We start from the raw sequence: 12393 nt of genomic DNA, 5'->3' as shown, positions 1-12393 counted from the left end.
TGGAGGCATGTCCGGACATCCGCCCGTGATCGTCTACCCGCCCTCGTCGACCGGAGGGCGGCGGGTCACTGTCCACGGGCAGATCGTCGGACTTGCGCACGGACGCGGAGAGGTCGCCTCGTTCCTGCGGAACGCCGGACTCGCCCTCGGCGCCGAGGAGATCGACCTCGACCGGCCCGAGTTGATCGAGTGGCGGGGCGGAGACCTCGACACCTGGAGGTGAGGGCCGTGAACCGCCGCCAGGCGCCGCGTGCGTGAGCCCCGTGAACCGCCATGTTCCGCACGCCTCGCGCACGGCTCCCGCACCGTCGACGCCCCGGGCCGTCAGCTTCCGTGGCGCCTGAGCGGGGACACGGCATCACCCGGACGGGTGCGCCCGGGTCGTCGTGGGGGAGGTCGTCGCGGAGGGTCGGACCTGCCCGTCGACGCGCCGGGCCGTCCGTCTTCCCAGGGAGGATTCCCATGGCCCAGTCAGCACCCACCCCCGGCAGTCCCCGGCACACCGGCACCGCGAGCGGCGGCGCCTGGGCCGCCGGCGGGACGATGTTCGCCGGTGTCCTGCTGCTCGTCGACGGTGTCCTCTCCATCTTCAAGGGCATCGCGGGCATCGCCACCGACGACGTCTACGCGAACGTCAACAACTACACCTTCGCGTTCAACGTGACGTCCTGGGGCTGGATCCACCTGATCCTCGGCGTCGTCCTCGTGCTCGTGGGCGTCGGCATCCTGAAGGGCGCGGCGTGGGCCCGTGGCGTGGGTGTCGGTCTCGCGGCCCTGAGCATCATCGCCAACTTCGTCTGGCTGCCGTACCAGCCGGTGTGGGCCGTCGTCTCCATCGCGATCGACGCCTTCGTGATCTGGGCCCTGTGCACGGACCGTCCCAGGGAAGCCCACTGAACGGGTACGAACCCGTCCACGCGCGCACCCGCCAGGACTCCGGGCGGACCGGTTGTTCGGCGCGCTGTGTGCCACGGTCCCGGGGCGGCCCGCCGGTGCCCATGGCTGTGCGCTGCGTTGCGCGAGGCCGCCACCGGGGCGTGGGTGCTGGGCGCGCCGGTCCCGCGTACGCCCCGAGGCGCGTTGGCGTTGTCAGTGGCGCGTCGCACACTTGAGTCATGTGCCGCAGTATCAAGACGCTTCGACCGCCCGCCATCGCCGAAGAGGCCACCGAGGAGGAGATGAGAGCCGCCGCCCTGCAGTACGTGCGCAAGGTGTCGGGCTTCCGCGCGCCCGCCGCGCACAACCAGGAGGTCTTCGACCGGGCGGTGGCCGAGATCGCCGAGTCGACCCGGCGGCTGCTCGACGGCCTGGAAGTGAGGGGCAGCGCCGCGCGGGTCTGACCGCTCGCCGGACTCCGCCGTTGGTGCGGCTTCCGCCATGCCCGGCTGCCCGCGTGGTTCCTCAGGTACCGGCCGGGGTTCCTGCGGCCGGTACCACTGCCGGGTGGTGTGCCGGGCGGCGGACTACGACCGCCGCCAGAGAGCCCGCCAGGAACAGGGCCAGGACCGAGACCGCCGTACCCAGCCAGCCCGCGCCCAGCCACTGGCCGCCGAAGTAGCCGAGGCCGACGCTGTAGAACGCCCAGGCGAAGCCCGCCACGGCGGACCAGGGCAGGAACTCCTTCACCTTGCGGTGTGCGGCGCCTGCCCCCAGGGAGACGACGGAGCGGCCTGCGGGCGCGAACCGCGCTATGACGACGAGGAGCCCTCCGCCACGGCTCAGCGCCGCACCCAGACGCTCCTGGGCGGAGGTGAGGCGGCGGGAGCGGGCGATGGCGCGGTCGAGGCGGTCGCCACCGCGCCAGGCGAGGCGGTAGGCGACGAGGTCGCCGAGCACCGAGGCGGTGGCGGCGGAGATGACCAGGATCAGGAGCGACGGCACGTGCCGGGTGGCCTCGCCCGCCGCCGCGGTGACGGTCGTCGTGCTCGCGGCGGCGGCCGTGGCCGCGGTGATCACCAGCACACCGCTCGGAAGTACGGGCAGGAAGACGTCCAGGAGCACCGAGAGGGCGACCACCACGTAGATCCATGGGCTGCCTGTCAGCGCGCCCACACTCTCCAGCACTTCGTACTCCCCGTCCCCGTGTTCCCGTGCGAAGCCGCGACGTCGCGGGGGAGCGGCATGAGCGGCAGGCTCAGCTGTACAGCGTACGCCTGCCGTTCACCCGCCGTTCGCCGGTGTGCGGATGACGTCGCGGAGGCTCTTGTGAGCCCCTGACCCTCCTGGCCGCGTGCGTATCCGCACTCCGACGGCCGCGCCCCCGGCGCCCTCGGGGGAGGGGTCGGGGGCGCGGCGGAGAGGGGGTCAGACCGATACGGCCCGGGCCTTCTCGGGGGCGGGTTCGCTCCGGCGGACGGAGTCGTCGCGTGAGGAGAAGAGCCGGTCCACGGCCACGGCGCCGGGGCCCGTGAAGACCAGCAGGAGGAAGGCCCAGCAGAAGACCGCGGAGGCCTCGCCGCCGTTCTGCAGGGGGAACAGCGACTCGGGCTGGTGCACCTTGAAGTACGCGTAGGCCATCGATCCGGAGGCCACCAGCGCGGCGACGCGGGTGCCGAGGCCCAGTGCGACGAGGGTGCCGCCGACGAGCTGGATCACCGCCGCGTACCAGCCGGGCCAGGTGCCGGCGGGGACGGTGCCGCCGCCCATGGAGCCGCCGAGGACTCCGAACAGCGAGGCGGCGCCGTGGCAGGCGAACAGGAAGCCGATGACCGCGCGGAAGAGGCCGAGCGCGTAGGGCTGGGCCTGGTTCAGACGTATGGACATGGGGGGTGGGCTCCTTCGGTTTGGGGACGTGAACCGAGCGGGGCCCATCAGGTTAGGGTGGCCTCACCATTGCTTGCAAGTTCAACATTTGGTCGTTTGGCTGAAAGTAGAGGTCACTCTTCCGGGGTAAGAGTGAGCTCCAGGGCTGTCTCCAGCTGGGCTCCAGTGGGCCTGGCTTTGGCCTGAACCAATGTCAGTGCAGCTTTCCGGCCATGCAGGGTAAGGGTCATCAGCTGATTGCCGAACCAGGGTCCGCCCGTCCTGCGCCAGCGCGTCGGTGGCGCTCCCGTCCGCCCGTGGAGCAGCAGTCCGCGCCCGAGCCGGCGGCCCGCACGGCTCCAGCCGAAACGGAAGCCGAGGCGGATCCACCCGGGAACGGAATTGTGCACGGGGGAGCAGGTCAGCTGCAGGACGCGTGCGGTGGGGGTGTCGCCGGGGGCGGAACCCGACCACTGGGGCTCGGCGATGTACGCATGGTGCACATCGCCCGACAGCACGCAGACGGTCGCCGGGGCGCCGGTTCCGCTGCCCACCTCCCTCAGCAGCTCCGACAGCCGGCGGAAGGACTCCGGGAAGGCCGCCCAGTGCTCCAGGTCACCGGCGCGGCGCACCTTCTCCCCGATGCGCGCCCACCGTTCCCCGCGCGAGCCGCGGCACAGTGCCGCGTTCCAGGTCTCCGCGTCGTGTACGAGGTGCGGCAGCAGCCACGGCAGCGAGGTGCCGATCAGCAGATGGTCACAGGACTCGCGGTCGGCGAGCACCTCCTCGCGCAGCCACCGGGCCTCCTCGTCGCCGAGTATCGACCGCCGCTGTTCGTCGAGGACCCGGGCCGCCCGGGTGTCGACCATGAGCAGCCGCACCCGGCCGAAGTCACGCCGGTAGCTCCAGCGGGTCAGGGCGGGGTCGGCGTCGGCCGCCGCCGCGTGTTCGCGCAGGGTCTCCGTGCCGTCGGGTGCGGCGCGTACGGCGGCGTAGACCGGATCGGCCTCCAGGGCGTCCGGGGAGAGGTTGCCGAGGTGCTGGTAGACCCAGTACGACATGAGGCCGCTGACGATCCGCTCGTGCCACCACGGTGTGCCGCGTATGTCCCGCAGCCAGGCGGCGCTGGTGTTCCAGTCGTCTATGACGTCGTGGTCGTCGAAGATCATGCAGCTGGGCACCGTGGAGAGCAGCCACCGCACGTCCGGGTCGCGCCAGGACTCGTCGTAGAGGAGGGTGTACTCCTCGTAGTCCGCGACCTCCGTGCCCGGCGCCTCCGCCAGGTCCCTGCGGGCGGCCAGCCGCCGCTGGGTGGCCTGCGAGGTCTCGTCCGCGTACACCTGGTCGCCGAGCAGCAGCAGTACGTCCGGGCGTACGGCCTCCGGGTCGGCGGCGAGGCTGCTCGCCAGTGTGTCCAGCGCGTCGGGGCCGATCGGATCGTGGCCGTGTCCGTCGGCGGGAGGGGCGGCCCAGCGGCAGGAGCCGAAGGCGACCCTGACCGGGCCGGCTTCGTCCGGCTGCGGCACGGCGGGGGTGGAGATGGTGCTCGGCGGGAAGGCCGACTCCTCGGGCGGCCAGGCGCGCCGGCCGTCCAGCAGCACCTCGTACTCCGTGGCCGAGCCGGGTGTCAGGCCGGTCACCACCACCAGGGCGTAGTGGTGTCCCTGCACGGCGAAGGTGGGGGACGTGCCGCCCGCCCCGTCCGCGCAGCGGACCTCCGCCGTGCAGGGCCTGGTCGTCTCCACCCAGACCGTCGCCCGGGAGCCGGTCTCCCAGTCGACGTACCGCAGCAGTGGTCCCAGGCGTAGCCCGGCCATGTGTGCCCTCCTCGCGTCGCCGTGACCGATGGCTCCGAAGGGTACGGAACGACGGCGGCGGGCGGGTACCCCCGCCCCGGAGGGTCCGGGGCGGGGGTGACCGGCGGGGGAGGGTCAGCAGCCGTTCAGCACGGACTGCAGTGAGCTCTTCTCGGTGGAGTCGACGCTGAGGCCGTAGTAGTGCTTCACGTGCACCCAGGCGCGTGCGTAGGTGCAGCGGTAGGCCGTGCGCGACGGCAGCCACTCGCCCGGGTCCTGGTCGCTCTTGGACTGGTTGACGTTGTCCGTGACCGCGATGAGCTGAGGGCGGGTCAGGTCGTTGGCGAAGGACTGGCGCTGGGCGGTGGTCCAGCTGCTCGCCCCGGAGCGCCAGGCCTCGGCGAGCGGGACCATGTGGTCGATGTCCAGGTCGGAGGCGGCGGTCCAGGTGGCGCCGTCGTACTCCGAGTACCAACTGCCGCTGGTGGCGGCGCAGGCGGAGTCCTGCACGACGCCGGTGCCGTCACGTTTCAGCACCACCTCGCGGGTGTTGCAGGCTCCGGACTGGGTGATCCAGTGCGGGAACTTGTCGCGGCTGTAGCCGGTCGACGAGCCCTCGGTGGAGACCGTGAGCTCGCCCAGGTAGGTGCGGGCGGTCGAGGCGCTGACCGGGGTGGGCATCGCGGCCTGGGCGGCCGGGGCGGTGAGGAGCCCGGTCGAGGCGGCGAGGGCGGCCGAGGCGACGACGACGGCTATGCGGCGGCCGTGGCTGCGACGCGCGTAGATACCGGACATGCGAACTCCCTTGATGTGGGGGAACCTTGGGCGGCGACCTGTGGGGCCGGACCATCGTGGCGGCGCCGGGTTTCGGTGGGGTGGTCGCCAGGTAACAGAGTGGCGACATGCGCACGTCACATCAAGAGGTAGGACGATCGATCTGGCGTCCCGCCCGAAGTATGTTCGGGTCGGATGCCTGACTGAGCGACAGATGGGCTTCGCGCCTGTGGAGTTCGCGGCACCCTAAAGTGGCCGCGTGCTGCTTCCGGTCACCCCCACGCTCGGCGCCGTGCTCGCCGTGCTGCTGGTGTTCGCCGCCGCCGTCGCCGCGTGGGCCTCGCTCGGGAGGTCCCGTGAGATCGCGGTGGCGGGGCTGCGGGCCGCGGTGCAACTCGCGGTCGTATCCCTGCTCATCGGCTGGGTGGTGCACTCCATCGGACCGCTCCTCGGCTTCCTGGCACTGATGTTCGCCGTCGCGGTGCGCACCGCGGGGAGGCGGATCACCGGCAACCGCACCTGGTGGTGGGCCGCGCTGCCGATCGGGGCGGGCGTCGTGCCCGTGGTGCTGGCTCTGCTGCTGACCGGGCTCGTCCCCGTGCGCGGCATCGCGCTGATCCCGGTCACCGGAATCCTCGTCGGGGGCGCGCTCACCGCGACGGTGCTCGGCGGGCGGCGGGCCCTGGACGAGCTCGGGACGCGGTGAGGTGAGGTCGAGGCCGGGATGGCGCTCGGTCTGCCCGACCGGGACGCCCGGCTGGAGATCGCCCGGCCGGCGGCGTCGGACGCGCTGCTGCCGGGGCTGGATCAGACCAGGACCGTCGGGCTGGTCACCCTGCCCGGAGCCTTCGTGGGCATGCTGCTGGGCGGCGCCTCACCGGTCGAGGCGGGCGCCGTGCAGCTGTTCGTACTGGTCGCGCTGATGGCGGTCCAGGCTGTCGCGGTCGCCCTGGTGCTGGAGCTGGTCGCGCGGGGGTGGCTGCACCGGGACCGAGGCGCCGCCCGGACACGGGCGGAACCGGTGGCGGGGCCGGAGGCTAACGGGCGTCGATGAGCAGACGGATCGATCCGTCCGCGCCCGCTTCCACCCGCAGTCGTGTCAGGTCGTCCACGTGGGCGTCGGGTGAGAGCGCGGCCGCGCGCGGGCCGACGCCCACGACGCGCATACCGGCCGCCCGGCCCGCCGCGATGCCTGCCTCGGAGTCCTCGAAGACGACGCAGTCCGCCGGGGCGAAGCCCAGTTCGGCCGCGCCCTTGAGGAAGCCCTCGGGGTCCGGCTTGCTGGCGCCGACCAGCTCCGCCGTGACCCGGGTCTCCGGCATCGGCAAAGCCGCGGCGGTCATCCTGGCCTGGGCGAGGGCCTCGTCGGCCGAGGTCACGAGTGCGTGCGGGAGTCCGGCGATCGACGTCATGAAGGCCGGGGCTCCGCCGATGGGTACGACGCCCTCGGTGTCCGCGGTCTCCTCCGCCAGCATGATCCGGTTCTCCGCGAAGTTCTGCTCCATCGGGCGGTCCGGCAGCAGGGCGGCCATCGTGGCGTAGCCCTGGCGGCCGTGCACCACCTTGAGCGCCTCCACGGGGTCGAGGCCCTGCGCGATCGCCCAGCGCCGCCAGCAGCGCTCGACCACCGCGTCGGAGTTCACGAGGGTGCCGTCCATGTCCAACAGGAGGGCGCGGGCTTCGAGGACGGTGGCCGGCATCGGCATGCTCCAGAGCGCGGGGGAACAGCTCGCAGCTGCATATGGGGAGGATCGGTGGCTGAGGGAAGACAAGTAGCCCCGCCCGCCGGTCAGGGAGAACGGGCGGAGGCTACTTTGTTCCACCACGATACAAAAAGGCGCGGTGAAACGCCAATCCTGGTGGCGGGGCCGGTTCGGAAGGGCTCCGCCGCGGAACCGGGAAGCCCGTGAACCCCCGGGTTCGTCACGGCGGTTCGGGAGTGCCGGAGGCCCCGGGTCGGATCCGTCGGGAGTACCGGGCCCCGGGTCGGGTCCGTCATGGTTCGGGCGTACTCGCCGCCCGCGGGCGGCGAGGCCCGGGCGGACCGGGGCCCCGCGTCCGGTGCGGCTCCGGCGCCGCTCAGGACCGGCGTCCGTCCCCTGTCGTCCGCGCCTCCAGGGCCTGGCGGGTCTCCGGCCCGTACACGCCCGAGGGGTCGCTGCCGGCCGACACCCACCGCTGGAACTCGGCGACGGCCTGCTCCACCTGGCCCGAGTACCGGGAGTCCTCGGGCCCCCGGTAGACCCAGATCTCCTGCAGGCGGCGCTGGAGCTCGGCGACCTCCGCACCGCTGTCCCCGCGCCGCAGCGTGGCGACAGCCACCTCGGCCGGCGGCGCCGCCGCGGTCGTCGTGGGCGTGTCCGTCACGGACGCCGAGTGTGAGGGCGTCTTCGACGCGACGGCGGAACGGGACGCCGAAGGGCTCCTCGACGGGGTGGCGGACGCCGAGGGCGACACGGACGCCGCCGACCGGGACGCTGCCGCCGAGGGCGAGGCCGACGGGGACGGGGACTCCGACACGGACGCGGCCGGTGCTCCCGTGGCGTCCTGCACGCTCGCCGTGGTCTCGGGCAGGGCGGTGTCCTCGCCGTCGGCGGCGTCGAACAGGCCGCCCGCGAACGCGGCCGTGCCCACCACCGCCGCCACGGCCGCACCCACGGCGACCACCGCGAACGGCCCCCGACGGCGCGGCTGCACGGGATCGGGACCACTGCCCGCGTAGGCGGCGGCGCTGCGCCGGCGGCTCTCGTCCACCACGACCGCGTCGGGCAGCGGGCCCGCCGGCCGGTGCGGCGGCGCGGCCTGCGCGTCGTCCAGGAACAGCGGCGTGGTCGTGCCGACGGCGGGAGCGTCGTCGTCCGTGTCGTCACTGTTCAGCGTCACGTACGGCCGGATCCGCAGCGGGTCGAAGTCCTCGGCCGCCGCCGACTCCGCCGAACGGGCGGCCCGCACGGCCTCCCCGCCCGGCCGGGAGGCCGTGCGGTCGGCGCAGGCGCACGCCGCTCCGGGGCTCGCGCCCTGCTCGTCGCCGCACTCCGGGCATATATGTCCGGTCATCGTGGGTTCCCCTCCCCTTTGAACTGCCTGCGATTATGCAGGCCGCCGCGGGTGGCCCCAACGCCCCTACCGCTGCTCGGCAGGCCATAACGGCGCGTACCGGCCAGGATGGGGTCAAGCGGACCCGAGGAGATGCCCCATGGCCCAGCAGCTGAGCCCGCCGCCCCTTGCCCCCGGTGAGGGGCGGTCACGGCGGAGTGTCCTCGTGGCCATCGGCGCCCTGCTGCTCGGCATGCTGCTCGCCGCACTCGACCAGACCATCGTCTCCACGGCCCTGCCGACGATCGTCAGCGAGCTGGGCGGTCTCGACCACCTGTCGTGGGTGGTCACCGCCTACATGCTGGCGGCGACCGCGGCCACACCGCTCTGGGGCAAGCTCGGCGACCAGTACGGCCGCAAGAAGCTCTTCCAGACGGCCATCGTCATCTTCCTCATCGGCTCCGCGCTCTGCGGCGTCGCCCAGAACATGCCGCAGCTGATCGGCTTCCGCGCGCTCCAGGGCCTGGGGGGCGGCGGGCTGATGGTGCTGTCGATGGCGATCGTCGGCGACATCGTCACGCCGCGCGAACGGGGCAAGTACCAGGGCCTGTTCGGGGCCGTGTTCGGTGTGACCAGTGTGCTGGGCCCGTTGCTCGGCGGCTTCTTCACCGAGCACCTCAGCTGGCGCTGGGTCTTCTACATCAACCTGCCGATCGGCGTCGTGGCCCTGCTCGTCATCGCCGCCGTCCTGCACATCCCGGTCCGCCGCACCAAGCACACCATCGACTACCTGGGCACCTTCCTCATCGCCTCGGTCGCCACCTGCCTGGTCCTCGTCGCCTCGCTCGGCGGCACCACCTGGCGCTGGGGCTCCGTCCAGATCGTCGCCCTCGCGGTCCTGGCCGTGGTGCTGCTGGTGGCCTTCGTCGCGGTCGAGCGCAGGGCGGTCGAACCCGTGCTGCCGCTGAAGCTGTTCCGGATCAGGACCTTCAGCCTGGTCGCCGTCATCAGCTTCGTCATCGGCTTCGCGATGTTCGGCGCCATGACGTATCTGCCGACCTTCCTCCAGATCGTGCACGGCATCAGCCCGACCCTCTCGGGTGTGCACATGCTGCCGATGGTCTTCGGGCTGCTGCTCACCTCGACCGGCTCCGGCCAGATCGTCAGCCGGACCGGCCGGTGGAAGATCTTCCCGATCGCCGGAACCGCCCTCACCGCGGTGGGCCTGCTGCTGCTCCACACCCTCTCCGAGACCAGCTCCACCTGGACGATGAGCCTCTGCTTCTTCGTCTTCGGCGCCGGGCTCGGCCTGGTGATGCAGGTGCTGGTCCTGGTCGTGCAGAACTCCGTCGGATACGAGGACCTCGGCGTCGCCACATCCGGTGCGACCTTCTTCCGGTCCATCGGCGCCTCGTTCGGCGTGGCCGTCTTCGGCACCATCTTCACCAACCGGCTGACCGGCAAACTCGAAGCGGCGCTCACCGGCCGATCGCTCCCGCCCGGTACGGACGCCGGGGCACTCGCCGCCGACCCCCGGGCCATCGGGCGGCTTCCCGCGGACCTGCGCCCCTCGGTCCTCAGCGCGTACTCGACCTCGATCACCGACGTCTTCCTCTACGCCGTCCCCGTCGTCGTGATCGCGTTCGTCTTCGCCTGGTTCCTCAAGGAGGAGCCCCTGCGCGGCTCGGTGACGGCCCCCGACAGCAGCGAGACCCTGGCCACCAACCCCGTCCAGCGTTCCTCTTACGACGAGTGCGCCCGCGCCCTCTCCGTGCTCGCCACCCGTGAGGGGCGCCGGGAGATCTACGAGAAGATCACCGCCAAGGCCGGATACGACCTCCAGCCCGCCGCGAGCTGGCTGCTGCTGCGGATCAAGCGGCACGGGACCGTCGAGCCCGGCCGGCTCGCCGAGGTCGCGCCGGTCCCGCTGAGGGTGATCACCTCCGCGGCCCGGCAGGTCGAGGAGCGCGGCCTGGCCCGGCGCGAGGGCATGCAACTGGTCCTCACCGAGCCGGGCGCGGAGGCCGTGGTCCGGCTGTCGCACGCCCGCGAGGAGTCCTTGGCCGAGCTGCTCGGCGACTGGTGGGGCCCGGACCGGCCCACCGACCTGGTCCGCCTCGTGACGGAGCTGACGGCCGAGGTGAGCGGTTCGAGCGCGGAGCGGCCGCACATGCCCGAACCGCGCCGCGACCACTGGGCCGGCTGACCGGGCCGAACCGCGCCGCGACCACCGGGCGGGCTGACCGGCCGGGCCCGGAACCCCGTCCGGCCCGCCCGGAACCCCGGAGGTACGCGCGCCGAACGGCCTCGGTCTCACAGCTCCTTGGCGAACCAGTGCTCCGCGTACTCGCCCTGGTTGAAGGCCGGGACCTCCCGGTACCCGTGCTTCGCGTACAGCCCGCGGGCCTCCACCAGGTCGTTGCGGGTGTCGAGCCGGATCCGCCGCACCCCGAACGCCCGCGCGGCGCTCTCGATGCCGGCGAGCAGCAGTGCGCCGCCGCCGGTCGAGCGGAACCCGGGGCGTACGTACACGCGGGTCAGCTCCGCCGTCTCCGCGTCGATCAGCAGCAGACCGGCACAGCTCGCGGGCTTGCCGTCGTACCGGCCGACCAGGAACTCCCCGGTGGGCGGGGTGAGCAGGCCGACGCCGTCGTTCGTCAGCCCCTCGTCGATCTCCGCCCCGGTCGCCGGGCGCTTCCAGTAGCGGCTCGCCACCTCGTCGTAGTAGTCACGCCGAAGCAGGAGCGCGTCGGGGGTGGCGAAGTGTTCGGGAGTCACGGTCCAGGTCATTGGGCCATTCTGGCGGTGGGTACGACCTGATGACGAACCACTCACACACAGGGGGCCGTGACGATGCGGGAGACGACCGGGGCCGCGGCGGTACAGGGGCTCGGCGAGCGGTGGCTGCGGGAGCTGGAGCGTACCGGCGGGGCCGAGGGCTTCGTGTGCTCGCCGGCCGGACTGTGGCTGGCCCTGACGGCCGTCGCCGCCGGGGCCCGTACGGCGACCGCCGACGAACTGCGGGACCTGCTCGGGGTCGCGGGCCGGGAGGCGGCGGACGCCGTTACGGAGGCGGCCCGGGACTGGGGGCGCACCGACGCGCTGAGCGTGGCGACGCGGGTGGTGGCCCGGGTCCCGCTGCACCCGGAGTACGAACAGGCCCTGCCCGACGTCGGGTTCGGGCCGGTCGGCCCCGCCGGGATGGACGCCTGGGTGTGCGAGCGGACCGGTGGCCTCATCGAACGCCTGCCGCTGGAGCTCACCGACGACGTCGCGCTCGCCCTGGTCAACGTGCTGGCGCTGAAGGCGCTCTGGGCGTCCCCCTTCGACCCGGGCCGCACCCGCGACGTGCCCTTCACAGATGCGGCCGGCACGGTCCGGCCGGTGGCGACGATGCACGCGTCCGCCGCGCGGCGGGACGTGTGGACGGCGTCCGGCGCGTACGTCGTCGAGCTGCGCTGCCACGCGGAGCCGGACGGCGCGGCCCCCGCCCGGGTCAGGTTCGTCCTGGGCGAGCCGGGGGCGGGTCCCGCACAGGTCCTGGCGGCGGGGTGGGCGGCGCGGGAATCGTGTACCCCGCTGGACGCCGACGCGGTGACCGTCGCGGTGCCGCGCTTCACCCTGCGGACGGATGTCCTGGTCACCGGGCAGCTGCCGGCACTCGGTGTGCGGCTGGCGACCGATCCCGCGGCGGCGGACCTCTCCGGTCTCTCGCCCGTACCTCTGCACATCTCCGCGGTGGTGCAGGAGGCGGTCGTGAAGATCGCCGAGGAGGGCGTGGAAGCTGCGGCCGTCACGGTCGTGGCGGCGCGGTCCGCGGCCCGCCCGCCGCGGGCGGTGCGGCACATCGCGTTCGACCGTCCGTTCGGAGTCGTCGTCCTGGACGGCACCTCGGACGTCCCCCTCTTCACCGGCTGGCAGGCCGCAGCCCCCGAGTACGAGGACTGACGCCCCCGGACACCCACCCGCCGCCCGGTTCCGCCGCGCGCCTGGCGTTCCGGGCGCCCGGCGGACCTTCTTCGTGCATTCTTTCGGCAAATCGATG

Annotated in this window: 12 protein-coding genes and 1 pseudogene; 6 read left to right on the top strand and 7 right to left on the bottom strand. The window is 73.0% G+C overall.

The window, feature by feature from the left end:
* Positions 1–7 precede the first annotated feature (7 nt).
* The 3 genes from AB0I83_RS21700 (at position 8) to AB0I83_RS21690 (ending at position 1340) form a co-directional block, all read left to right on the top strand.
* A complete protein-coding gene (locus tag AB0I83_RS21700; protein ID WP_363305792.1) occupies positions 8–223 on the top strand; it encodes a hypothetical protein in 216 nt (71 codons plus the stop codon).
* A 239-nt stretch (positions 224–462) separates the two neighbouring features.
* Positions 463–897, top strand: coding sequence for a hypothetical protein (locus AB0I83_RS21695; RefSeq protein ID WP_356533295.1), 435 nt, complete (start codon positions 463–465; stop codon positions 895–897).
* A 218-nt stretch (positions 898–1115) separates the two neighbouring features.
* The gene (locus AB0I83_RS21690; protein WP_363305791.1) at positions 1116–1340 is read left to right on the top strand and encodes a DUF2277 domain-containing protein; all 225 of its coding nucleotides are present in this window, start codon (positions 1116–1118) and stop codon (positions 1338–1340) included.
* Positions 1341–1401: 61 nt separating this feature from the next.
* Here the strand turns inward: AB0I83_RS21690 and AB0I83_RS21685 are convergent, their stop codons facing one another.
* The 4 genes from AB0I83_RS21685 to AB0I83_RS21670 all read right to left on the bottom strand — a co-directional run bounded on the left by AB0I83_RS21685 (position 1402) and on the right by AB0I83_RS21670 (position 5333).
* Positions 1402–2064, bottom strand: a complete 663-nt coding sequence (locus AB0I83_RS21685; protein WP_363305790.1) for a VTT domain-containing protein — start codon at positions 2062–2064, stop codon at positions 1402–1404.
* A gap of 240 nt (positions 2065–2304) precedes the next feature.
* The gene (locus tag AB0I83_RS21680; RefSeq protein ID WP_356840343.1) at positions 2305–2763 is read right to left on the bottom strand and encodes a DoxX family protein; all 459 of its coding nucleotides are present in this window, start codon (positions 2761–2763) and stop codon (positions 2305–2307) included.
* A gap of 113 nt (positions 2764–2876) precedes the next feature.
* Positions 2877–4559: an alkaline phosphatase D family protein gene (locus AB0I83_RS21675; protein WP_363305789.1), complete on the bottom strand. Its 1683-nt coding sequence runs from the start codon at positions 4557–4559 to the stop codon at positions 2877–2879.
* Between the two features lie 114 nt (positions 4560–4673).
* Positions 4674–5333: an HNH endonuclease family protein gene (locus AB0I83_RS21670; protein WP_356533289.1), complete on the bottom strand. Its 660-nt coding sequence runs from the start codon at positions 5331–5333 to the stop codon at positions 4674–4676.
* Between the two features lie 238 nt (positions 5334–5571).
* Here AB0I83_RS21670 and AB0I83_RS21665 point away from each other — a divergent pair.
* A pseudogene (locus tag AB0I83_RS21665) lies at positions 5572–6366 on the top strand (ABC transporter permease).
* Here the strand turns inward: AB0I83_RS21665 and AB0I83_RS21660 are convergent.
* Together AB0I83_RS21660 and AB0I83_RS21655 are read right to left on the bottom strand one after the other, a co-directional pair.
* Positions 6350–7012, bottom strand: a complete 663-nt coding sequence (locus AB0I83_RS21660) for an HAD-IA family hydrolase (protein ID WP_363305788.1) — start codon at positions 7010–7012, stop codon at positions 6350–6352. The pseudogene AB0I83_RS21665 and the gene AB0I83_RS21660 overlap by 17 nt on opposite strands.
* A 379-nt stretch (positions 7013–7391) precedes the next feature.
* Positions 7392–8369, bottom strand: a complete 978-nt coding sequence (locus AB0I83_RS21655) for a peptidoglycan-binding domain-containing protein (RefSeq protein WP_363305787.1) — start codon at positions 8367–8369, stop codon at positions 7392–7394.
* A 139-nt stretch (positions 8370–8508) separates the two neighbouring features.
* Between AB0I83_RS21655 and AB0I83_RS21650 the strand changes: the two genes are divergently transcribed.
* Positions 8509–10554 carry an MDR family MFS transporter gene (locus AB0I83_RS21650; protein WP_363305786.1) on the top strand — a complete coding sequence of 682 codons (2046 nt, stop codon included), beginning with the start codon at positions 8509–8511 and terminating at the stop codon, positions 10552–10554.
* A gap of 107 nt (positions 10555–10661) precedes the next feature.
* On the opposite strand, the gene AB0I83_RS21645 is transcribed toward AB0I83_RS21650, so the two are convergent.
* Complete coding sequence (locus AB0I83_RS21645; RefSeq protein WP_363305785.1) at positions 10662–11138, bottom strand: GNAT family N-acetyltransferase; 477 nt, start codon at positions 11136–11138, stop codon at positions 10662–10664.
* Between the two features lie 63 nt (positions 11139–11201).
* On the opposite strand from AB0I83_RS21645, the gene AB0I83_RS21640 reads away from it, so the two are divergent.
* Complete coding sequence (locus AB0I83_RS21640) at positions 11202–12296, top strand: serpin family protein (RefSeq protein WP_363305810.1); 1095 nt, start codon at positions 11202–11204, stop codon at positions 12294–12296.
* Positions 12297–12393: the final 97 nt, after the last annotated feature.

This window comes from Streptomyces sp. NPDC049970, from assembly GCF_040660235.1.
GTDB lineage: Bacteria > Actinomycetota > Actinomycetes > Streptomycetales > Streptomycetaceae > Streptomyces.
Note: the sequence above shows the minus strand (reverse complement) of the source record. Positions and strands in the feature narration are given on the sequence as shown.

What these genes read in the sequence shown, in the direction of transcription:
- AB0I83_RS21700 (WP_363305792.1), top strand. Translation starts at nt 8, where the DNA reads ATGTCCGGACATCCGCCCGTGATCGTCTACCCGCCCTCGTCGACCGGA.
- AB0I83_RS21695 (WP_356533295.1), top strand. Translation starts at nt 463, where the DNA reads ATGGCCCAGTCAGCACCCACCCCCGGCAGTCCCCGGCACACCGGCACC.
- AB0I83_RS21690 (WP_363305791.1), top strand. Translation starts at nt 1,116, where the DNA reads ATGTGCCGCAGTATCAAGACGCTTCGACCGCCCGCCATCGCCGAAGAG.
- AB0I83_RS21680 (WP_356840343.1), bottom strand. Translation starts at nt 2,763, where the DNA reads ATGTCCATACGTCTGAACCAGGCCCAGCCCTACGCGCTCGGCCTCTTC.
- AB0I83_RS21675 (WP_363305789.1), bottom strand. Translation starts at nt 4,559, where the DNA reads ATGGCCGGGCTACGCCTGGGACCACTGCTGCGGTACGTCGACTGGGAG.
- AB0I83_RS21670 (WP_356533289.1), bottom strand. Translation starts at nt 5,333, where the DNA reads ATGTCCGGTATCTACGCGCGTCGCAGCCACGGCCGCCGCATAGCCGTC.
- AB0I83_RS21660 (WP_363305788.1), bottom strand. Translation starts at nt 7,012, where the DNA reads ATGCCGGCCACCGTCCTCGAAGCCCGCGCCCTCCTGTTGGACATGGAC.
- AB0I83_RS21655 (WP_363305787.1), bottom strand. Translation starts at nt 8,369, where the DNA reads ATGACCGGACATATATGCCCGGAGTGCGGCGACGAGCAGGGCGCGAGC.
- AB0I83_RS21650 (WP_363305786.1), top strand. Translation starts at nt 8,509, where the DNA reads ATGGCCCAGCAGCTGAGCCCGCCGCCCCTTGCCCCCGGTGAGGGGCGG.
- AB0I83_RS21645 (WP_363305785.1), bottom strand. Translation starts at nt 11,138, where the DNA reads ATGACCTGGACCGTGACTCCCGAACACTTCGCCACCCCCGACGCGCTC.
- AB0I83_RS21640 (WP_363305810.1), top strand. Translation starts at nt 11,202, where the DNA reads ATGCGGGAGACGACCGGGGCCGCGGCGGTACAGGGGCTCGGCGAGCGG.